Consider the following 14814-nt stretch of genomic DNA (forward strand, 5'->3'; position numbering starts at 1 on the left):
ATCATTGATGTATTAAGAAATTTGGGGCCTTTCTTTAAAATATTTAAAAATTTGGAATATAAGTAATTTTTTGGCTTCTTTTTTCATATAAAAGTAAAAAAATGGTGAAAAATAATGAAAGTAACAAAAGTTACATTAATTTTGGGAATATTAATAATATTTCTAACTATGGGTGTTGCTAGTGCTACTGATATAAATTCTAGTTCTAATAATATTGGAGATTCTAGTATTTCTGATATAAATATAGGAAATTCTGATATATCAACCAATACGATGGTTAGTACATCAAATAGTATCAATACACTTTCAGCATCTAATAGTTACAATATAACTGATGACTCATATTCAAATTATTTTAATGAGTCTGGAAATATAAAGTCATCTTCTGGAATAAGTTCTGGAGATACTATTAATATAGGAAATGTAAATGGTAAAAATTTTATTATAGATACTCCTTTAACTATAACAAACTTAAATTCAACAAGTGTTTTAGCTAATGGTTCTATTACTCTTTTATCTGGTAGTGATGGATCTACTATTTCAGGTTTAACCTTAATTTCAAATACTACTAATGGTATTAATGTTTATTCTTCTAACAATACTATAACAAACAATAATATTAAGATAACAGGAAATAATAGTTATGGTATCTATGCTGAAGGTGGAAATAATAATATTATTTCAAATAATATAATTTCAATGAATGGTATCAATTCATATACTTATGCTATTGATATTCAAGCTGCTTCTTATTTTGATGATCCAACAGGAACTGCAACTATAACTGGTTATAAAATTACTAATAATACAATTAATGGAATTGTAGATAGTAAATATTATGCTGGACTTTATGCTTCAGGTTTAATTAACAGTATAATTTCTAATAATAATATTAATATTTCTTCTAATTGTTTCGTTTATGGTATAGCTGTTTCTAATAATTGGGGATTAACTAATTCAACTGGTAATATCACTATAAGTAAAAATCAAATTTCAGCTAAAGGACAAATGATTTATTTAATTGAATCTTTTAAAAATACTGAAATGAATATTATGGATAATGATTTATCTGCAAATGGTAATGGTGTTTATGCTATAGCTGCATACTCAATTACAAATAGTAATATTAATAATAATTTAATCAATATTATTGGTGGAAACATTTCCTTATTAAATATTACTAATAATGATATTATAAAAAGTGGTAATACTGCAATTACATTAGTTGGGGATTCTACTGGAAATAATATTAATGATAATACTATTAAAGCAGTTGATACTTTTGCAATAAACCTTGAAGGTTCATCTAATAAAATAGATAATAATAATATTGTTTTAAATACAACAAAAGATTATACAAACTACATGTTAGCAGCTATTAATATAGTTTCTAATAATGCTATTGAAAATGTAACACTCACTAATAATAATATAAATTATGATAGTGCAGTAAAATATGTTTATGGGGTATATTTATCTGTTAATTATCCTTATACTGGAGAATTCACTTCATTTACAATAAACAATAATAAGATTACTGGTAAAGGTTATGAAAATATGATCTATGGTATTTATGCTGTAGGTTTAGATAATTCTAATATCTTAAACAATAATTTTAAGCTTGAAAATAATGGAATAACCTATGGAATAGCAGGAAACAATGTATATGGTTCAACTGTAATTCCAAGTAATGTTATAATTAGTAAAAATACAATTAATTCAAAAGGAATCATGAACTATTTAATTGGTTCTTTATTCATGATTAATAATTATACTATAACTGATAATGTTTTAATTGGTGAAGGTAAAGGTGTTTATGCAATTTCTGGATATGCACTTACAAACAGTACAATTAACAATAATGATATAACTGTTATTGGTGGAAATATTAGTAAAATAGCTTTAAATAGTTCAGATGCTATAAAAAGTGGAAATGCAGCTATTAAATTAATTTCTGGTTCTACTGGAAACTCTATTTCTGATAATTTAATTAATTCCACAAATGCAAATGGTATGGATATTGAAAGTTCATCTAATTCTATAAATGATAATGTTATTTTTATAAATAGTAATGATAGTATTGATGTAGGTAGTTATGGATCATCTAGTATAGCTGGTATTTATGCTTCTGAAGATGGATTAACTGATTTAAATATTAATAATAATGATATTTTATTATCCGGTAATGCAGATTATAACTATGGTATGAGTATAATAGCACCTTATCCCGCAACAAAAAATATAACTTCTATTAAAATCACAGACAATTCAATTTTAGCTAATGTAAATAGTAACTATATAGCCGGTATTTATACTAATGCAGTTAATAGTGAAATATCTAATAATCTCATTGATATTAATTCTAATAATTTTGTTTATGGTATAGCTACAGATCCATTTTATCCAAGTACTGGTGGTAACAATATTATAACCTATAATAATGTCACAGGAGAAGGTGTCGATGTACGTTTAATCGAAGTCACTTCTTCATCTAATGATACTATAGCTTATAATAATCTTAAAGCTAAAGGAAATGCTGTATATGGTGTAGCAGGCTACACTTTAGATGATAGTGTAATTGATCATAATAATATAACTTTAATTGGAGGAAATGGAAGCTTAGCTCAAAGTGGTGGAGACATGATTCCATCAGGTAATGCAGCAGTAATATTAATGGGTAACTCTACAAACTCATACATTACTAATAACACATTTAACACCAATCAAAAAATTTATATCAATCAAACTGGTGCAACAAACTTAACCGTATATAATAATACAAATAAATCAGCAAGTCTAAAAACATTTTTAGTTTGTAATAATCTGGTTGAAGTTTATGGTACTGGTCAAAATTTCACTGGTAAGTTAGTTGATGAGTTTGGTGATCCTATTGTTGGTCAGCATGTTGCTTTGAATTTAACTCGTTTAAGTGATGGTGCTAGTAAGATTTATGGTGTTACTACTGATCTTGCTGGTGAGTTCCAATTAGAAATTAATCTATTTGTAGGTAATTACACTGCTAGTGCTAGTTATAATGGATTTAGTAAAGATAATGTTACTTATTTACCTTCTAGTTCTAGTGTTGCTAGTATTCAAGTTATTACTAAAATTGATAATCGTACTAGTACTGTTTTAAGCAATAAGAATTTTACTGAAGTTTATGGTGCTAGTCAAAATTTCACAGGTACATTAAGTGATATTAATGGTAAATCTATCATTGGTCAGCATGTTGCTTTGAATTTAACTCGTTTAAGTGATGGTGCTAGTAAGATTTATTGGGTTACTACAGATGGTGCTGGTGAGTTCCAATTAGAAATTAACTTATTTGCAGGTGATTATACTTGTTTATCTAGTTATGCTGGTAATGGCCTATATCAACCTTCAACTAGTAGTTTAACTTCTATAATCGTAACTAAAGCATAAAACTTTAAACTTTTAGAAAATTGAATAAAAAGAAAAAATTTGGAGAAAATTATTATGGAAATATTCAGTATTTTAATGCAAGTGGGAATATTATCTGCTGTTTTGGTTTTTGGTATTAAGGTAGGTTTGGCTTCTGGTTTGGCTAATATTTCTAAGAAGTATCTTGCTGGTGTATGTATTGGTTATGGTGCTGGGGTTTTAATATTGTCTAAGGTGGCGTCTTATTATACAAGTCAGTTAACTAATTTGATTTATACTTATAATTCTGGATTTTTTATTATAATGGCTGCTATTATGATTGTGGCAGGTGTTTTAACTATTCGTGAGTATAAGGTGCATAATAAGAACACTACTGCTGCTACTTGTATGGTGGTTATTGCTCCTTGTCCATGTTGTTTTGGAGTTATAATTGCAACTATACTGTTACTTGCTCCAACTGTAAGTATTGGTGTCTTTATTTTAAGTGAATATGTTGCAGTTGCACTAGTTGCAACCATATTAATATCATATTTCGCATCTAATACAATAGTCAAGTTTATTAAAAAACCTTATCCAATTATTCTTGGAAACTTTGAATTATTCCTTGGAGTATACTTCCTATTATCCGCTATAGTTTTACCAAACATAGCAACTGCACTAAGTAAACAGTTTAGTGGAATTAACATCCAATCTTTCAATTCATTGTCCATGTTCATAGTCTTAGCACTAGTTTTAATAGTAATTGGATATTTCATGACTAAAAAATCTAGCTTACTAGACTAAAAAATAAAATAAAATAAGGAAATTTATGATGGATGGTCAAAAGTTTAAAATTTTTAAGCATAAACATTATAAAAAAAATGTTTAGTTTATTAATTGAAGAAAATTTTTCTTTAAAAATATATTTTTGGCCACTCATCTTCATGTTAAAAAAAATTTTAAAGGTGAAAATTAATGGTTTCAAGCATTCCTGGAAGTAGCTTTTTAACATCTGCTTTAGATGTTATTTCTCAAAGTTTACAGATTCCAGTTATTGTATTTTTATTATTATTTGCTGTTATTTCAGTTATAATATTGGGAGGTCTTATATCTGAGTATACTTCACGTAAGAAAGTTCCTATGAAAACTATGCGTGAATTGATATATAGTATTAGTGAATCTAGTACTATTGAAGAAATGAAAGAGGTTATTGCTTCTGCTAAAATTCCTAAATCTCAAAGAAGGGTTTTGGATAAGATTGCTTCTTCTAGTTCTTTGACTAAGGATTCTCGTGTTGCTTTGGCTCGTAAGTTTATAGAAAATGAAGAGGATAGAACAGCAAAATCTTTAGAAAAAACTGATATTATTACTCGTATTGGTCCTACTCTTGGTTTGATGGGTACTTTAATCCCTATGGGTCCTGGTCTTGCAGCTTTAAAAACAGGTGATGTTAATACTTTATCTCAAGCTATTATTGTAGCTTTTGATACTACTGTTGTTGGTATTGGTGCTGGTGCGATTGCTTACTTTGTTTCTAAGGTTAGAAGTCGTTGGTATGAGGAGTATTTATCTAATCTTGATGCTTTAGCTGATGTTGTCTTAGATAAGTTGAATCATTTAAAATCTTATGGAAAGTGATTTTTTTATGGTTCGTGAGACTAGTCGTAGACGACGTAAACATGAAGAAGAAGATCCAATGGCTGGTGTAGGTAATCTTGTTGATGCTATGCTAGTTATTGCTGTAGGTTTACTTGTTTTCCTTGTTATGAGTTGGAACATGCAAGATGTTGTTTTTAATGAGGATATGAGTCAAAGTCAAAAACAAGATGCTATGAATGCAATGCAGAAAGTAGCTCAGGTAGATCAAGGCCAACAATTAAACGACACACCTGATACCAGTAATGCAAGTGGTAAAGGTTATACTGAAATGGGTAAAGTGTATAAAGATCCTAGTTCGGGAAAATTAATAATGGTAGAAAGTACTCTACGAACATTATATTCTTAATATCTATTTTTTTTATTTTTACTTTTTTATTAAACATTATTTCTATTTTTCAGATGGATTTTTAAATTGATTTAATTAAAACTAAAGTCTATAATTTTTTATATCTAAGTTAAAACTATTATTTTAAAATAGGTTGTTTATGATATTATTCTTTTATAAACTTTTTTCACATATACTAAAGTATAAAATATACATTAAATAATAAAAATAGTGCAATTTAGTAAAATTAGAATTTAAATATAAATAAAATTAGGATTACTTTTAAATAAAATTAAAAAAATAAGAAAGTTGTAAAAAATGTTATTTATTAATAGCATCTTTTACTTTATCAAAAATTCCTTTTTTATAAGTTTTGATTTCTTCTCCACTTATATCAGCGAATTCTTTAAGTAAGTCTTTTTGAGCTTCATTAAGTTTTTGAGGAACAACTACTATTGCTGTAACATAAAGGTTTCCTTTCATGTCACGGTTCATTATTGGCATACCTTGTTCGCGGACTCTGAATACAGTTCCACTTTGTGTTCCTTCAGGTATTTTTAAATCTATTGCTCCATTAATTGTTGGAACTTCTACTGTTGCACCTAAACTTGCTTCAACAAAACTTATTTCTTTTTCGTAGTAAAGATTAGATCCATCTCTTTCAAATTTTTTGTTTGGTTTTACTCGGATTTGAACATATAAATCTCCAGATCCTCCACCAACTTCCCCTGCATTACCTTCACCAGATACTCTTAATCTGTTTCCAGTTTCAACTCCTGCAGGTACTTTGATATTAATGGTTTTACTTTCTTTAACAGTTCCTTTTCCATGACATTTGTGGCAAGGTTCTTCTATTATTTTACCAGTTCCATTACAATCTCTACATGGTCTTATATTTACCATTTGTCCTAAGATTGTTCTGTTTACTTGTTTTACTTGTCCAGTTCCGCCACAAGTTTGACAAGTTTTTGTATTAGTACCAGGTTCAGCTTTTTCTCCTTTACAACTTGGACAGGTAACATCATGTCTTATTGTTATATCTTTACTTAAACCACTTGCAGCTTCTTCTAGACTAATAGTTATATCAGTATAAATATCAGATCCTCTTTGAGGGCCTTGTCTATTTGATCTTGGTCTTCCTCCACCGAAACCGAACATGTCGAAGATATCTTCTACGTTAAATCCGCCTGATCCTCCGAAACCTTGGAATATATCATCAAAGTTTGCATTTCTGAATATATCTTCTTGTGAAAATCCATCCATTCCTGCATGACCGAACTTATCATATCTTTGTCGTTTATCTTCGTCTGATAAAACAGCATAAGCTTCACTTATCTCTTTGAATTTTTCTGTTGCATCTGGATCGTCACTGACATCTGGATGGTATTTCATTGCTAATTTTCGATAAGCTTTTTTAATTTCTTTGTCGGTAGAACCTTTGTCTACTCCAAGAATTTCATAGTAATCTCGCTTTTCTGCCATTTGTTCACCTTTTTCATGTATAAATACTGAACTATGATCTTAATTTTTAAAAAATGGAATAATAGTTCAAAATTAGAATTAATATTTTATTAAAATAAATTTTTGTTATTATAATATTATTTTTTATTATATAAATAATTTAAAATTATTTTTTGGTGGTGGTTTATTTTTTCTAATTTTGTTAAAAAAAAATAAGGTTAAGTTAAAAATTAATTTAACTTAGATTTTTTTTATTCTTTTTTATCATCATCTTTTACTTCATAGTCTGCATCGATAGTATCATCATTAGCATTGTTTTGGTCAGCTCCAGCATCTGCACCTTGAGCACCTTGTGCGCCTTGAGCTTCTTGTTGTGCTTGTTGAGCTGCTGCAGCTTCTTGATAAATCTTAGCACCTACATCTTGAACTTTTTTAGTTAATTCTTCAGTTTTATCTTTGATTGCTGCTATGTCGTCACCGCTAATTAATTCTCTTAATTCTGAAGTTAATTTTTCGATGTCAGATTTTTCTTCATCAGAGATTTTATCTTTTAAATCTTCTACTGTTTTTTCTGAAGTGTAAATCATGGAATCTGCATTGTTTCTGACTTCAATTTCTTCTTGTTTCTTTTTATCTTCGTCAGCATGCATTTCTGCTTCTTTAACCTTTTTATCAATATCGTCTTTAGATAATTTGTTTGGTGCAGATATTGTGATTGCTTGTTCTTTTCCAGTTCCCATATCTTTTGCAGTTACATTTAATATTCCATTTGCATCAATATCGAAGGTAACTTCAATTTGTGGCATTCCTCTTGGTGCTGCTGGTATTCCTATTAATTGGAATCTACCGAGAGTTGTGTTATCTGCAGCCATTGGTCTTTCACCTTGTAATACATGAATGTCTACACTTGTTTGGTTATCTGCTGCAGTTGAGAATATTTGGCTCTTTTTGGTTGGGATGGTTGTGTTTCTGTCAATAAGTTTTGTACTTACGGATCCTAATGTTTCAATACCTAAGGATAATGGGGTTACATCTAAAAGAACGAGGTCTTTTATTTCTCCAGCTAATACTCCTCCTTGAATTGCTGCTCCCATTGCTACACATTCCATTGGGTCAATTCCTCTTTCTACTGGTTGACCTATGAATTTTTCCACATATTTTTGAACTACAGGCATTCTTGTTGGTCCTCCTACGAGGATGATTTTATTGATGTCGTTTTTGTTCATTTTTGCATCGTCTAATGCTTGTTTCATAGGGTTTCCACATTTGTTAACAATTCCATTTACTAACTCTTCGAGTTTTGCTCTGGATAATGTGTTGATTAAGTTTTGTGGTTTTCCACTTCCATCTACACAGATGAATGGTAAGTTTATATCGGTTGTTAGTGTTGTGGATAATTCGATTTTTGCTTTTTCAGCTGCTTCTCTTAATCTTTGTACTGCTTGGTCGTCGTCCATTAAGTCGATTCCGCTTGATTTTTTGAATTCATCAGCTAAGTATTTCATGATTGCATTATCCATATCGGTACCACCGAGTTGGGTGTCTCCGCTTGTGGATTTTACTTCAAATACTCCTCCACCAAATTCCATAATGGTTACATCGAGGGTTCCTCCTCCTAAATCGAATACCATAATGTTTATATCGTCATCGGATTGTTTATCGATTCCGTATGCTAAACTTGCTGCTGTTGGTTCGTTTACAAGTCTTACTACATCTAATCCTGCAATTGTACCTGCATCTTTTGTTGCGGTTCTTTGGTTATCGTCAAAGTATGCTGGAACTGTGATTACTGCTTTTTCGATTGGTTCTCCTAAGAAACTTTCAGCATCTTTTTTGATTTTTTGTAGGATCATTGCGGAAATTTCTTGTGGGGTGTATTCTTTTCCGTTTGCTTTTACTTTTTTATTTGTACCCATACTTCTTTTAATTGCGCTTATTGTGTTTTCAGGGTTTGTAATTGCTTGTCTTCTAGCTGGTTCTCCAACTAATGTTTGTCCGTCTTCGGTGAATGCAACGTAGCTTGGGAAAGCTTTTCCGTATTGTGTTGCTCCTTCTGCTGATGGGATGATTGTTGGTTTTCCTCCTACGAGTACGGATGCTGCTGAGTTACTGGTACCTAAATCAATACCGATTATTTTTTCTTTTTTATTTTCTTCAGACATAGTTTGTCACCTTATTTTTTGTTATTTTTTATGAGTTTTTTATAATAATATTATAAATTTAATTTTTTTATTTTTGCTAAAATTTTTCAGATCTATTTTTTACATACATTAACTTTGGAATATTTGATTACTTTGTCTTTTAAGGTGTATCCTTTCATTAGTTCATCAATTATTTCATTGTTTTCGTATTCGTCACTATCTGTTACTAGTAGTGCTTCATGTTTGTATGGATCAAATTTTTCTCCTTTTGCAGGGATTACTTTTAATCCTTCTTTTTCTAAAACTTTAGTCATTTTTTTATAAATTAATTTTGTTGCTTCAATTGCATCTTCTTCGGTTTGTGAGTTTTCTGTTACTCTTTCTAAGTCTTCATAGCAATCTAGAAGGTTTGTTATTAATTCTTCGTTAGCATATTTTATTAATTCTGACTTTTGTTTTTCTGAAAATTTTTTGTAATTTTCGAAATCAGCTTGTTGTCTTAATGTTAATGATTTACAATCAGCTAATTCCTCTTCTTTCTTTTCAAGGTCTTCTTTAATTTTAGCTAATTCGTCTTTTTTAGATTTTTTGTTAATTTTTTTAGATTTTTTTTCATCTTTTTCTAGATTCTTTTTTTCTGATTTTTCAGTTGTTTTTTTAGAATCTTTTTCTTCTTTTTCATTAGCCATTTGTTCACCTTTATGAATAATTAAAGAGGGAGAAAGTGGATTTGTAACTCTATCTTTTTTTTCTCTTCATTGTTTGATAATAAGTTCCATTTTTTTTGAGATATTAATATTTTTTTGGGATAATATTTTTTTTTTAGGAGGTTGACTTATTTAATAATATTTTTTGAGAAATATATTAAAGTAACAAAAAGTTATCTTTCTCTATTACTATTATAGTAACAAAAAGTTATATAAAGGTTTCGGTTTTTTTCATCTTTTAATAACAAAAAGTTATATAAAGGATAATTTACTTAATATATAATTACTATGACAAACAATCCACAAAATTCACAAAACCAAAATAACCACATAGACCTTGAAGATGTGAGTATGGAAGACATCTTAGATGTAATGGGATGTAAAACTAGAAGAGACATAATCAATTTACTAAGAGATGAACCAAAATTTGTTAGTGAAATTTCACAAGAACTAAATATCGGACAAAAAGCTATCATAGAACACTTACGTGCAATGGAAGATATTGGAATATTAAACTCTTCATTTAAAAAAGTAGTAAGAGGAAGACCACGAAAATACTACGACATGCCAAACGATCTCACTGTAAACATACAAATCACACCAATAACAATACATGTCAACAACCCTGATGATATGTTAAATAAAAAACAATTACCATCAGGTGATGAATGGTCAAAACTCTTAGAATTAGAAAAAAAAATAGATCAAGGTCAATGGGAAGCTGTTGAAGAACTTAAAAGTTTAATAAGATTATATGATAATCTAAAAAGTCGAGCAGAATACATTTTAGAAAGAACTGCAGACGAACAAGATAATAGAAAAGATATCATAAAACCACACAAAACATATTTCTTCACAGAAAAATATTAAAAAAAAATTTAATTTTTTATTTTTTCACTTTTTTTTATAAGCTGCAACAATGGCCTGACCTAAAGAAACAGAACCATCACCAGCACAAGAATTTTTGTGTTGAATAAATTCAAAACCTGATTTTTCAATATAATTTTTAGTAGTTAAACTAATTAACTCATTATAAAATGTACCACCAGTAGCACCAATATATTTAACACCTTTTTCACTTGCAGCATCAACAGCAATTTTACTTAAACCTTCACTAACTGCAACTTGTCCAGCATAAGCAATTTCACTTTTTTCCACACCATCCTTAATTAAATCTATAACATTTTTTAAAATATTACCAGTATCTAATACAATGCGTTTATTAAGTTTTTTAAATCTAAGAGGAATATTATATTCACCTTTAGCAGGTATGGCTGCAGATTCTAATTTCATAGCAGCTTCACCCTCAAAATTCCGTTCACCACAAATATTTAATGCAGTTGAGATGGAATCCAATACTCTACCAGTACTACTAGTAATCCCAACATTTAAATTAGAATCTAATTGTTTGAAAAGAGTTTCAATCTCCATATCTCCATGAGGGAAATAATCAACATAACTTTCTTTTAATAATTTAATTACTTCATCTCTACTGAAACTTTCACAAGAATCTAATATACTAGCTAACATACGAACAGGATATTTAGCACATAAATCTCCACCTGGCATCTTTTGAGGCATTAAAGATCCTAATCTTTCAAAACTTTCAATATCTGTATAAAGTATTTCCCCTCCCCAAGCAGTTCCATCACTACCATAACCTACACCATCAGATGCAATAACAATCATTTCATCAATATCATTATCATTTGCTAAAGCAACTCCATGAGCATGATGATGTTGAACTTGCACTAATTCAGCATTATATTTTTCACTTAATTCTTTAGCTAATTTAGTTGTGAAAAATTGAGGATGCATATCACAAGCAATTATATCAAAATCATTAGTCTTTGTAATATTCATCATATTCTTTATAGCATCTTGTAAAAACAAGTAAGTTTTATATTTATTAGTATTACCAATATGTTGGGAAACATATGCTAAATTATTTTTAACTATAGTGAAAGTCACATCTAATTCAGGACCAAGAGCTAAAACATTTTTATTTAAAACTTTACCTTTTAAATCATATGGTTCAGGTGTGTAACCTCTAGAACGTCTAATAAAAGATAAGAAATCATTACGGTATCTTACAACAGAATCATCACAACGATTAACAATTCTTCGGTTATGAATTAAACTATAATCACTAATACCTTTTAAGTTTCCAAGAATTTCCTCATTACTTATCATCATAGGTTCACCTGGAACATTAGCAGATGTCATAATATATGCAGGTTCATCACTAAAATCAAATAAAAGATTATGTAAAGGAGAATAAGGTAACATCACCCCAATTGTATGTAAATTTGGAGCTACAGAATCTGCAAAATAATAATCTTTACTTTTTTTAAGCACTACAATAGGTCTTTCCTTAGATTTTAAAGTTATTTTTTCTTTTTGACTTATTTCAGTAAAAGTTAAACTTGTTTCTATATCAGGACTCATAACTGCGAAAGGTTGACTTTTTCTTCCAAGACGTTTTCTTAAGCGATTAACAACATCTTCATCTGTAACTTTACAAACTAAATGTGTTCCTCCAATACCTTTAATACTTAATATATTACCTTCATCTAATAATTTCACAGTATCATGTAAAGGGTGTTTTGAATTTAAATCATTATCATCTTTATCAAATAAACTTAATTTTGGACCACAATCAGGACAACACATTGCTTCTGCATGATATCTTCGATTTAAAGGATCCTTATACTCTTTTTCACATTTATCACATAATGGAAAATCATCCATAGTTGTTTTATCCCTATCATAAGGAAGATTTTCTATAACAGTAAAACGTGGACCGCAATCAGTACAAGCATTAAAAGGATGATGATATCTTCTATTATTTGGATCTCTTATTTCTTTCAAACAATTATCACAAATAGCTAAATCCGGAGGTATAACTGAAGCTCCAGAAAAATTATCCAAACTTTCATAAATTTTAAATTCATCATACTTGTCATTGTTTTTTAAGCATTGAGTTTTAATAGAATTTATTTTAGAAATAGGAGGTTTTTTATTTTCTAAATCATATAAAAATTGTTCAATATTCTTTTTTTCTCCCTGAAGTACTATTTCAACTACATTTCCTAAATTTCTAACATAACCTTTTAATTTTAATTCAGTTGCAACTCTGTAAACAAAAGGTCTAAATCCTACTCCTTGAACAATGCCCTGAACTAAAATCTTTGTACTTTCCATAATAATTGTTTCCTATTAAAAAATTAGTAAAAATAATTTTTTTTTATAAATATTAATAATAACTAATATATTATAAATAGTTAATAAAAATATAAGTCTTTATAAAATTAAAAAAATATTGGTGGATGAATTGAAAGAAACTCTAAAGAATCTTTTAGATGGTAAGATAACCATTGAAGAATGTGAAAACATTTTAAAAGCAGATAATATAATCGATATGGAAGGATTAATTAAATTCGATAGGGATAGGGAAGATCGTACAGGTTTTCCTGAAGCTGTTTATTCTAGTGGTAAAGATTATGAAGATTTAATAATTATAGCAAATAATTATTTTAAATCAGTTAAACCTAATGAAAAATCTTCCTTACTATTCACTCGTTTATCCAAATCAAGATTTGAATCTTTAAATGATGATTTAAGTGATTTGAAAGAAAAAGGTTTTAATTTAGATTATAATCCTAAAGCTAAAATTTTAAGAATTAATAATTATCCATTAAAAGATAAAATTAATCCAGATTATGGGAAGATTGGCATACTTACTGCAGGAACCTCAGATATTCCAGTTGCTGAAGAAGCAAAAATTGTAATTCAAGAAGGTGGTTGTGAAGTAATAAGTTCCTATGATGTAGGTGTTGCAGGTATTCATAGACTTTTACCTCAAATTAGTAAAATGGTAAAAGATAAAGTAAACTGTATTATAGCATGTGCCGGAATGGAAGGTGCACTACCTTCAGTTGTTGCTGGTTTAGTGGATGTGCCTGTTATTGCTGTTCCTACTAGTATAGGTTATGGTGTAAGTGATAATGGTAAAACAGCCCTATTTGCTATGCTTCAATCTTGTGCTCCTGGAATTGCTGTTGTAAATATTGATAATGGTTTTGGAGCAGGAGTTTTAGCTTTAACAATAGTTAAAAACCATTAAATTTAATAATTTAAAACAATTTACTCTTTTGATTAATAAAATTTTTTTAGTTGTGTTAAAAAATGATTTTTGAAAAATTCAATCCTGAAATTCATGATTATCATAAACTAGCTAGTTTAACTTATGATGTGGATTTTAGAACATATGAAAAAGTCTTTAAAAATAAAGATATTGCTCTTTTTGCCATAGAAGAAGAAATGATATTAACCTTTAAAAAAGATAATAATGAAAATTATTCTTTTTATGTTATTTTAGATGATCATCGTCAAATAATTGGTATGGTTAAGATTAGTAAAGGCGAAACTCATCATCTTATTCAAGATAGTTTATTTTTATTTAAAAACTTAAGATTTTCTGAAGCTTCTAAATTATCTTATATATCACTTTTAGATAGTTTGGTTTTATCAAAAGTTAATAATAATGATTTATACATTGGTGAAATTGCTATTAACCCCAAAAATCGAGGTCAAGGTTTAGGAAAATTAGTTATTAATAAAATAATTAAATATGCAAAAAATAAGGGTTATAAAAGAGTAGTGCTTGATGCCGATTTTAGAAATTTAGGTGCTTTAAAACTTTATGAATCATTAGGGTTTTCAGTATTTAATCAAAAGTCTTCAAAAATTTTAGATTCACAAAGAGGAATGTACAATTTAGAATATATTTTATAAAAAAGGAGTAATGAAGAAAAAAAATTTTAAATTGAAATATTTTTCATGATTTATTTTCTTCTTCTTTCAAATTCATCAAATACTTCATTTAAGTTTACTCCTTTATATGCTAGGAGTAATAAATTATGGAATATTAAATCAACAGATTCATAAACAAGGTTTTCATCATTTTTTGCAGCTAAAATAACTTCTGCTGCTTCTTCACCTACTTTTTCACAAATCTTATCAACAGCTTTTTTATCACTATCTTTCATAATATTAGATGTGTAAGAATCAATAGGATTGTCTCTTCTATCTTCTAGTACTTTGTATACTTCATTGATGATTGTTTCATCTGCCATTA

At 28.6% G+C, this 14814-nt stretch carries 12 protein-coding genes; 7 read left to right on the forward strand and 5 right to left on the reverse strand.

Going from position 1 to position 14814, the window contains the following annotated elements; all coding sequences use genetic code 11:
• Nucleotides 1-114: 114 nt before the first annotated feature.
• The 4 genes from ACA135_RS00485 to ACA135_RS00500 all read left to right on the forward strand — a co-directional run bounded on the left by ACA135_RS00485 (nucleotide 115) and on the right by ACA135_RS00500 (nucleotide 5386).
• On the forward strand, nucleotides 115-3423 hold the full coding sequence (locus ACA135_RS00485; protein WP_409198364.1) for a beta strand repeat-containing protein: 3309 nt from the start codon (nucleotides 115-117) through the stop codon (nucleotides 3421-3423).
• Between the two features lie 54 nt (nucleotides 3424-3477).
• Nucleotides 3478-4185, forward strand: coding sequence for a DUF2162 domain-containing protein (locus ACA135_RS00490; protein WP_409198365.1), 708 nt, complete (start codon nucleotides 3478-3480; stop codon nucleotides 4183-4185).
• Nucleotides 4186-4356: 171 nt separating this feature from the next.
• Nucleotides 4357-5019 (forward strand): MotA/TolQ/ExbB proton channel family protein, encoded by a 663-nt coding sequence (locus ACA135_RS00495; protein ID WP_409198366.1) that lies wholly within the window; start codon nucleotides 4357-4359, stop codon nucleotides 5017-5019.
• 7 nt (nucleotides 5020-5026) lie between these two features.
• On the forward strand, nucleotides 5027-5386 hold the full coding sequence (locus ACA135_RS00500; protein ID WP_409198367.1) for a DUF2149 domain-containing protein: 360 nt from the start codon (nucleotides 5027-5029) through the stop codon (nucleotides 5384-5386).
• 300 nt (nucleotides 5387-5686) lie between these two features.
• Here ACA135_RS00500 and dnaJ read toward each other — a convergent pair whose 3' ends face one another.
• The 3 genes from dnaJ to ACA135_RS00515 form a co-directional block, all read right to left on the reverse strand.
• Complete coding sequence (gene dnaJ / locus ACA135_RS00505) at nucleotides 5687-6847, reverse strand: molecular chaperone DnaJ (protein ID WP_409198368.1); 1161 nt, start codon at nucleotides 6845-6847, stop codon at nucleotides 5687-5689.
• 230 nt (nucleotides 6848-7077) lie between these two features.
• On the reverse strand, nucleotides 7078-8988 hold the full coding sequence (dnaK, locus tag ACA135_RS00510; RefSeq protein ID WP_409198369.1) for a molecular chaperone DnaK: 1911 nt from the start codon (nucleotides 8986-8988) through the stop codon (nucleotides 7078-7080).
• 92 nt (nucleotides 8989-9080) lie between these two features.
• Nucleotides 9081-9656 carry a nucleotide exchange factor GrpE gene (locus tag ACA135_RS00515; RefSeq protein ID WP_409198370.1) on the reverse strand — a complete coding sequence of 192 codons (576 nt, stop codon included), beginning with the start codon at nucleotides 9654-9656 and terminating at the stop codon, nucleotides 9081-9083.
• 306 nt (nucleotides 9657-9962) lie between these two features.
• Here ACA135_RS00515 and ACA135_RS00520 point away from each other — a divergent pair, with 306 nt between their 5' ends.
• Entirely contained in the window at nucleotides 9963-10544 is a 582-nt protein-coding gene (locus ACA135_RS00520; RefSeq protein WP_409198371.1) for an ArsR/SmtB family transcription factor, read from the forward strand.
• Between the two features lie 24 nt (nucleotides 10545-10568).
• Here ACA135_RS00520 and hypF read toward each other — a convergent pair whose 3' ends face one another.
• Nucleotides 10569-12878: a carbamoyltransferase HypF gene (gene hypF / locus ACA135_RS00525; protein ID WP_409198372.1), complete on the reverse strand. Its 2310-nt coding sequence runs from the start codon at nucleotides 12876-12878 to the stop codon at nucleotides 10569-10571.
• A gap of 130 nt (nucleotides 12879-13008) precedes the next feature.
• On the opposite strand from hypF, the gene larB reads away from it, so the two are divergent.
• Both larB and ACA135_RS00535 read left to right on the forward strand, forming a co-directional pair.
• Entirely contained in the window at nucleotides 13009-13800 is a 792-nt protein-coding gene (gene larB / locus ACA135_RS00530) for a nickel pincer cofactor biosynthesis protein LarB (protein WP_409198373.1), read from the forward strand.
• 62 nt (nucleotides 13801-13862) lie between these two features.
• Nucleotides 13863-14471, forward strand: coding sequence for a GNAT family N-acetyltransferase (locus ACA135_RS00535; protein WP_409198374.1), 609 nt, complete (start codon nucleotides 13863-13865; stop codon nucleotides 14469-14471).
• A gap of 50 nt (nucleotides 14472-14521) precedes the next feature.
• Here the strand turns inward: ACA135_RS00535 and hisE are convergent, their stop codons facing one another.
• Nucleotides 14522-14812 carry a phosphoribosyl-ATP diphosphatase gene (hisE, locus tag ACA135_RS00540; protein ID WP_409198375.1) on the reverse strand — a complete coding sequence of 97 codons (291 nt, stop codon included), beginning with the start codon at nucleotides 14810-14812 and terminating at the stop codon, nucleotides 14522-14524.
• Between the last annotated feature and the right edge of the window lie 2 nt (nucleotides 14813-14814).

The organism is Methanobrevibacter acididurans, assembly GCF_046197875.1.
Taxonomy (GTDB): Archaea; Methanobacteriota; Methanobacteria; order Methanobacteriales; family Methanobacteriaceae; genus Methanobrevibacter_A; species Methanobrevibacter_A acididurans.

Excerpts from the sequence above, each read along its gene's own strand:
- hypF (WP_409198372.1), bottom strand. The coding sequence starts at position 12,878 with ATGGAAAGTACAAAGATTTTAGTTCAGGGCATTGTTCAAGGAGTAGGA.
- dnaK (WP_409198369.1), bottom strand. The coding sequence starts at position 8,988 with ATGTCTGAAGAAAATAAAAAAGAAAAAATAATCGGTATTGATTTAGGT.
- ACA135_RS00500 (WP_409198367.1), top strand. The coding sequence starts at position 5,027 with ATGGTTCGTGAGACTAGTCGTAGACGACGTAAACATGAAGAAGAAGAT.
- ACA135_RS00485 (WP_409198364.1), top strand. The coding sequence starts at position 115 with ATGAAAGTAACAAAAGTTACATTAATTTTGGGAATATTAATAATATTT.
- ACA135_RS00520 (WP_409198371.1), top strand. The coding sequence starts at position 9,963 with ATGACAAACAATCCACAAAATTCACAAAACCAAAATAACCACATAGAC.
- dnaJ (WP_409198368.1), bottom strand. The coding sequence starts at position 6,847 with ATGGCAGAAAAGCGAGATTACTATGAAATTCTTGGAGTAGACAAAGGT.
- ACA135_RS00490 (WP_409198365.1), top strand. The coding sequence starts at position 3,478 with ATGGAAATATTCAGTATTTTAATGCAAGTGGGAATATTATCTGCTGTT.
- ACA135_RS00515 (WP_409198370.1), bottom strand. The coding sequence starts at position 9,656 with ATGGCTAATGAAAAAGAAGAAAAAGATTCTAAAAAAACAACTGAAAAA.
- ACA135_RS00495 (WP_409198366.1), top strand. The coding sequence starts at position 4,357 with ATGGTTTCAAGCATTCCTGGAAGTAGCTTTTTAACATCTGCTTTAGAT.
- hisE (WP_409198375.1), bottom strand. The coding sequence starts at position 14,812 with ATGGCAGATGAAACAATCATCAATGAAGTATACAAAGTACTAGAAGAT.
- ACA135_RS00535 (WP_409198374.1), top strand. The coding sequence starts at position 13,863 with ATGATTTTTGAAAAATTCAATCCTGAAATTCATGATTATCATAAACTA.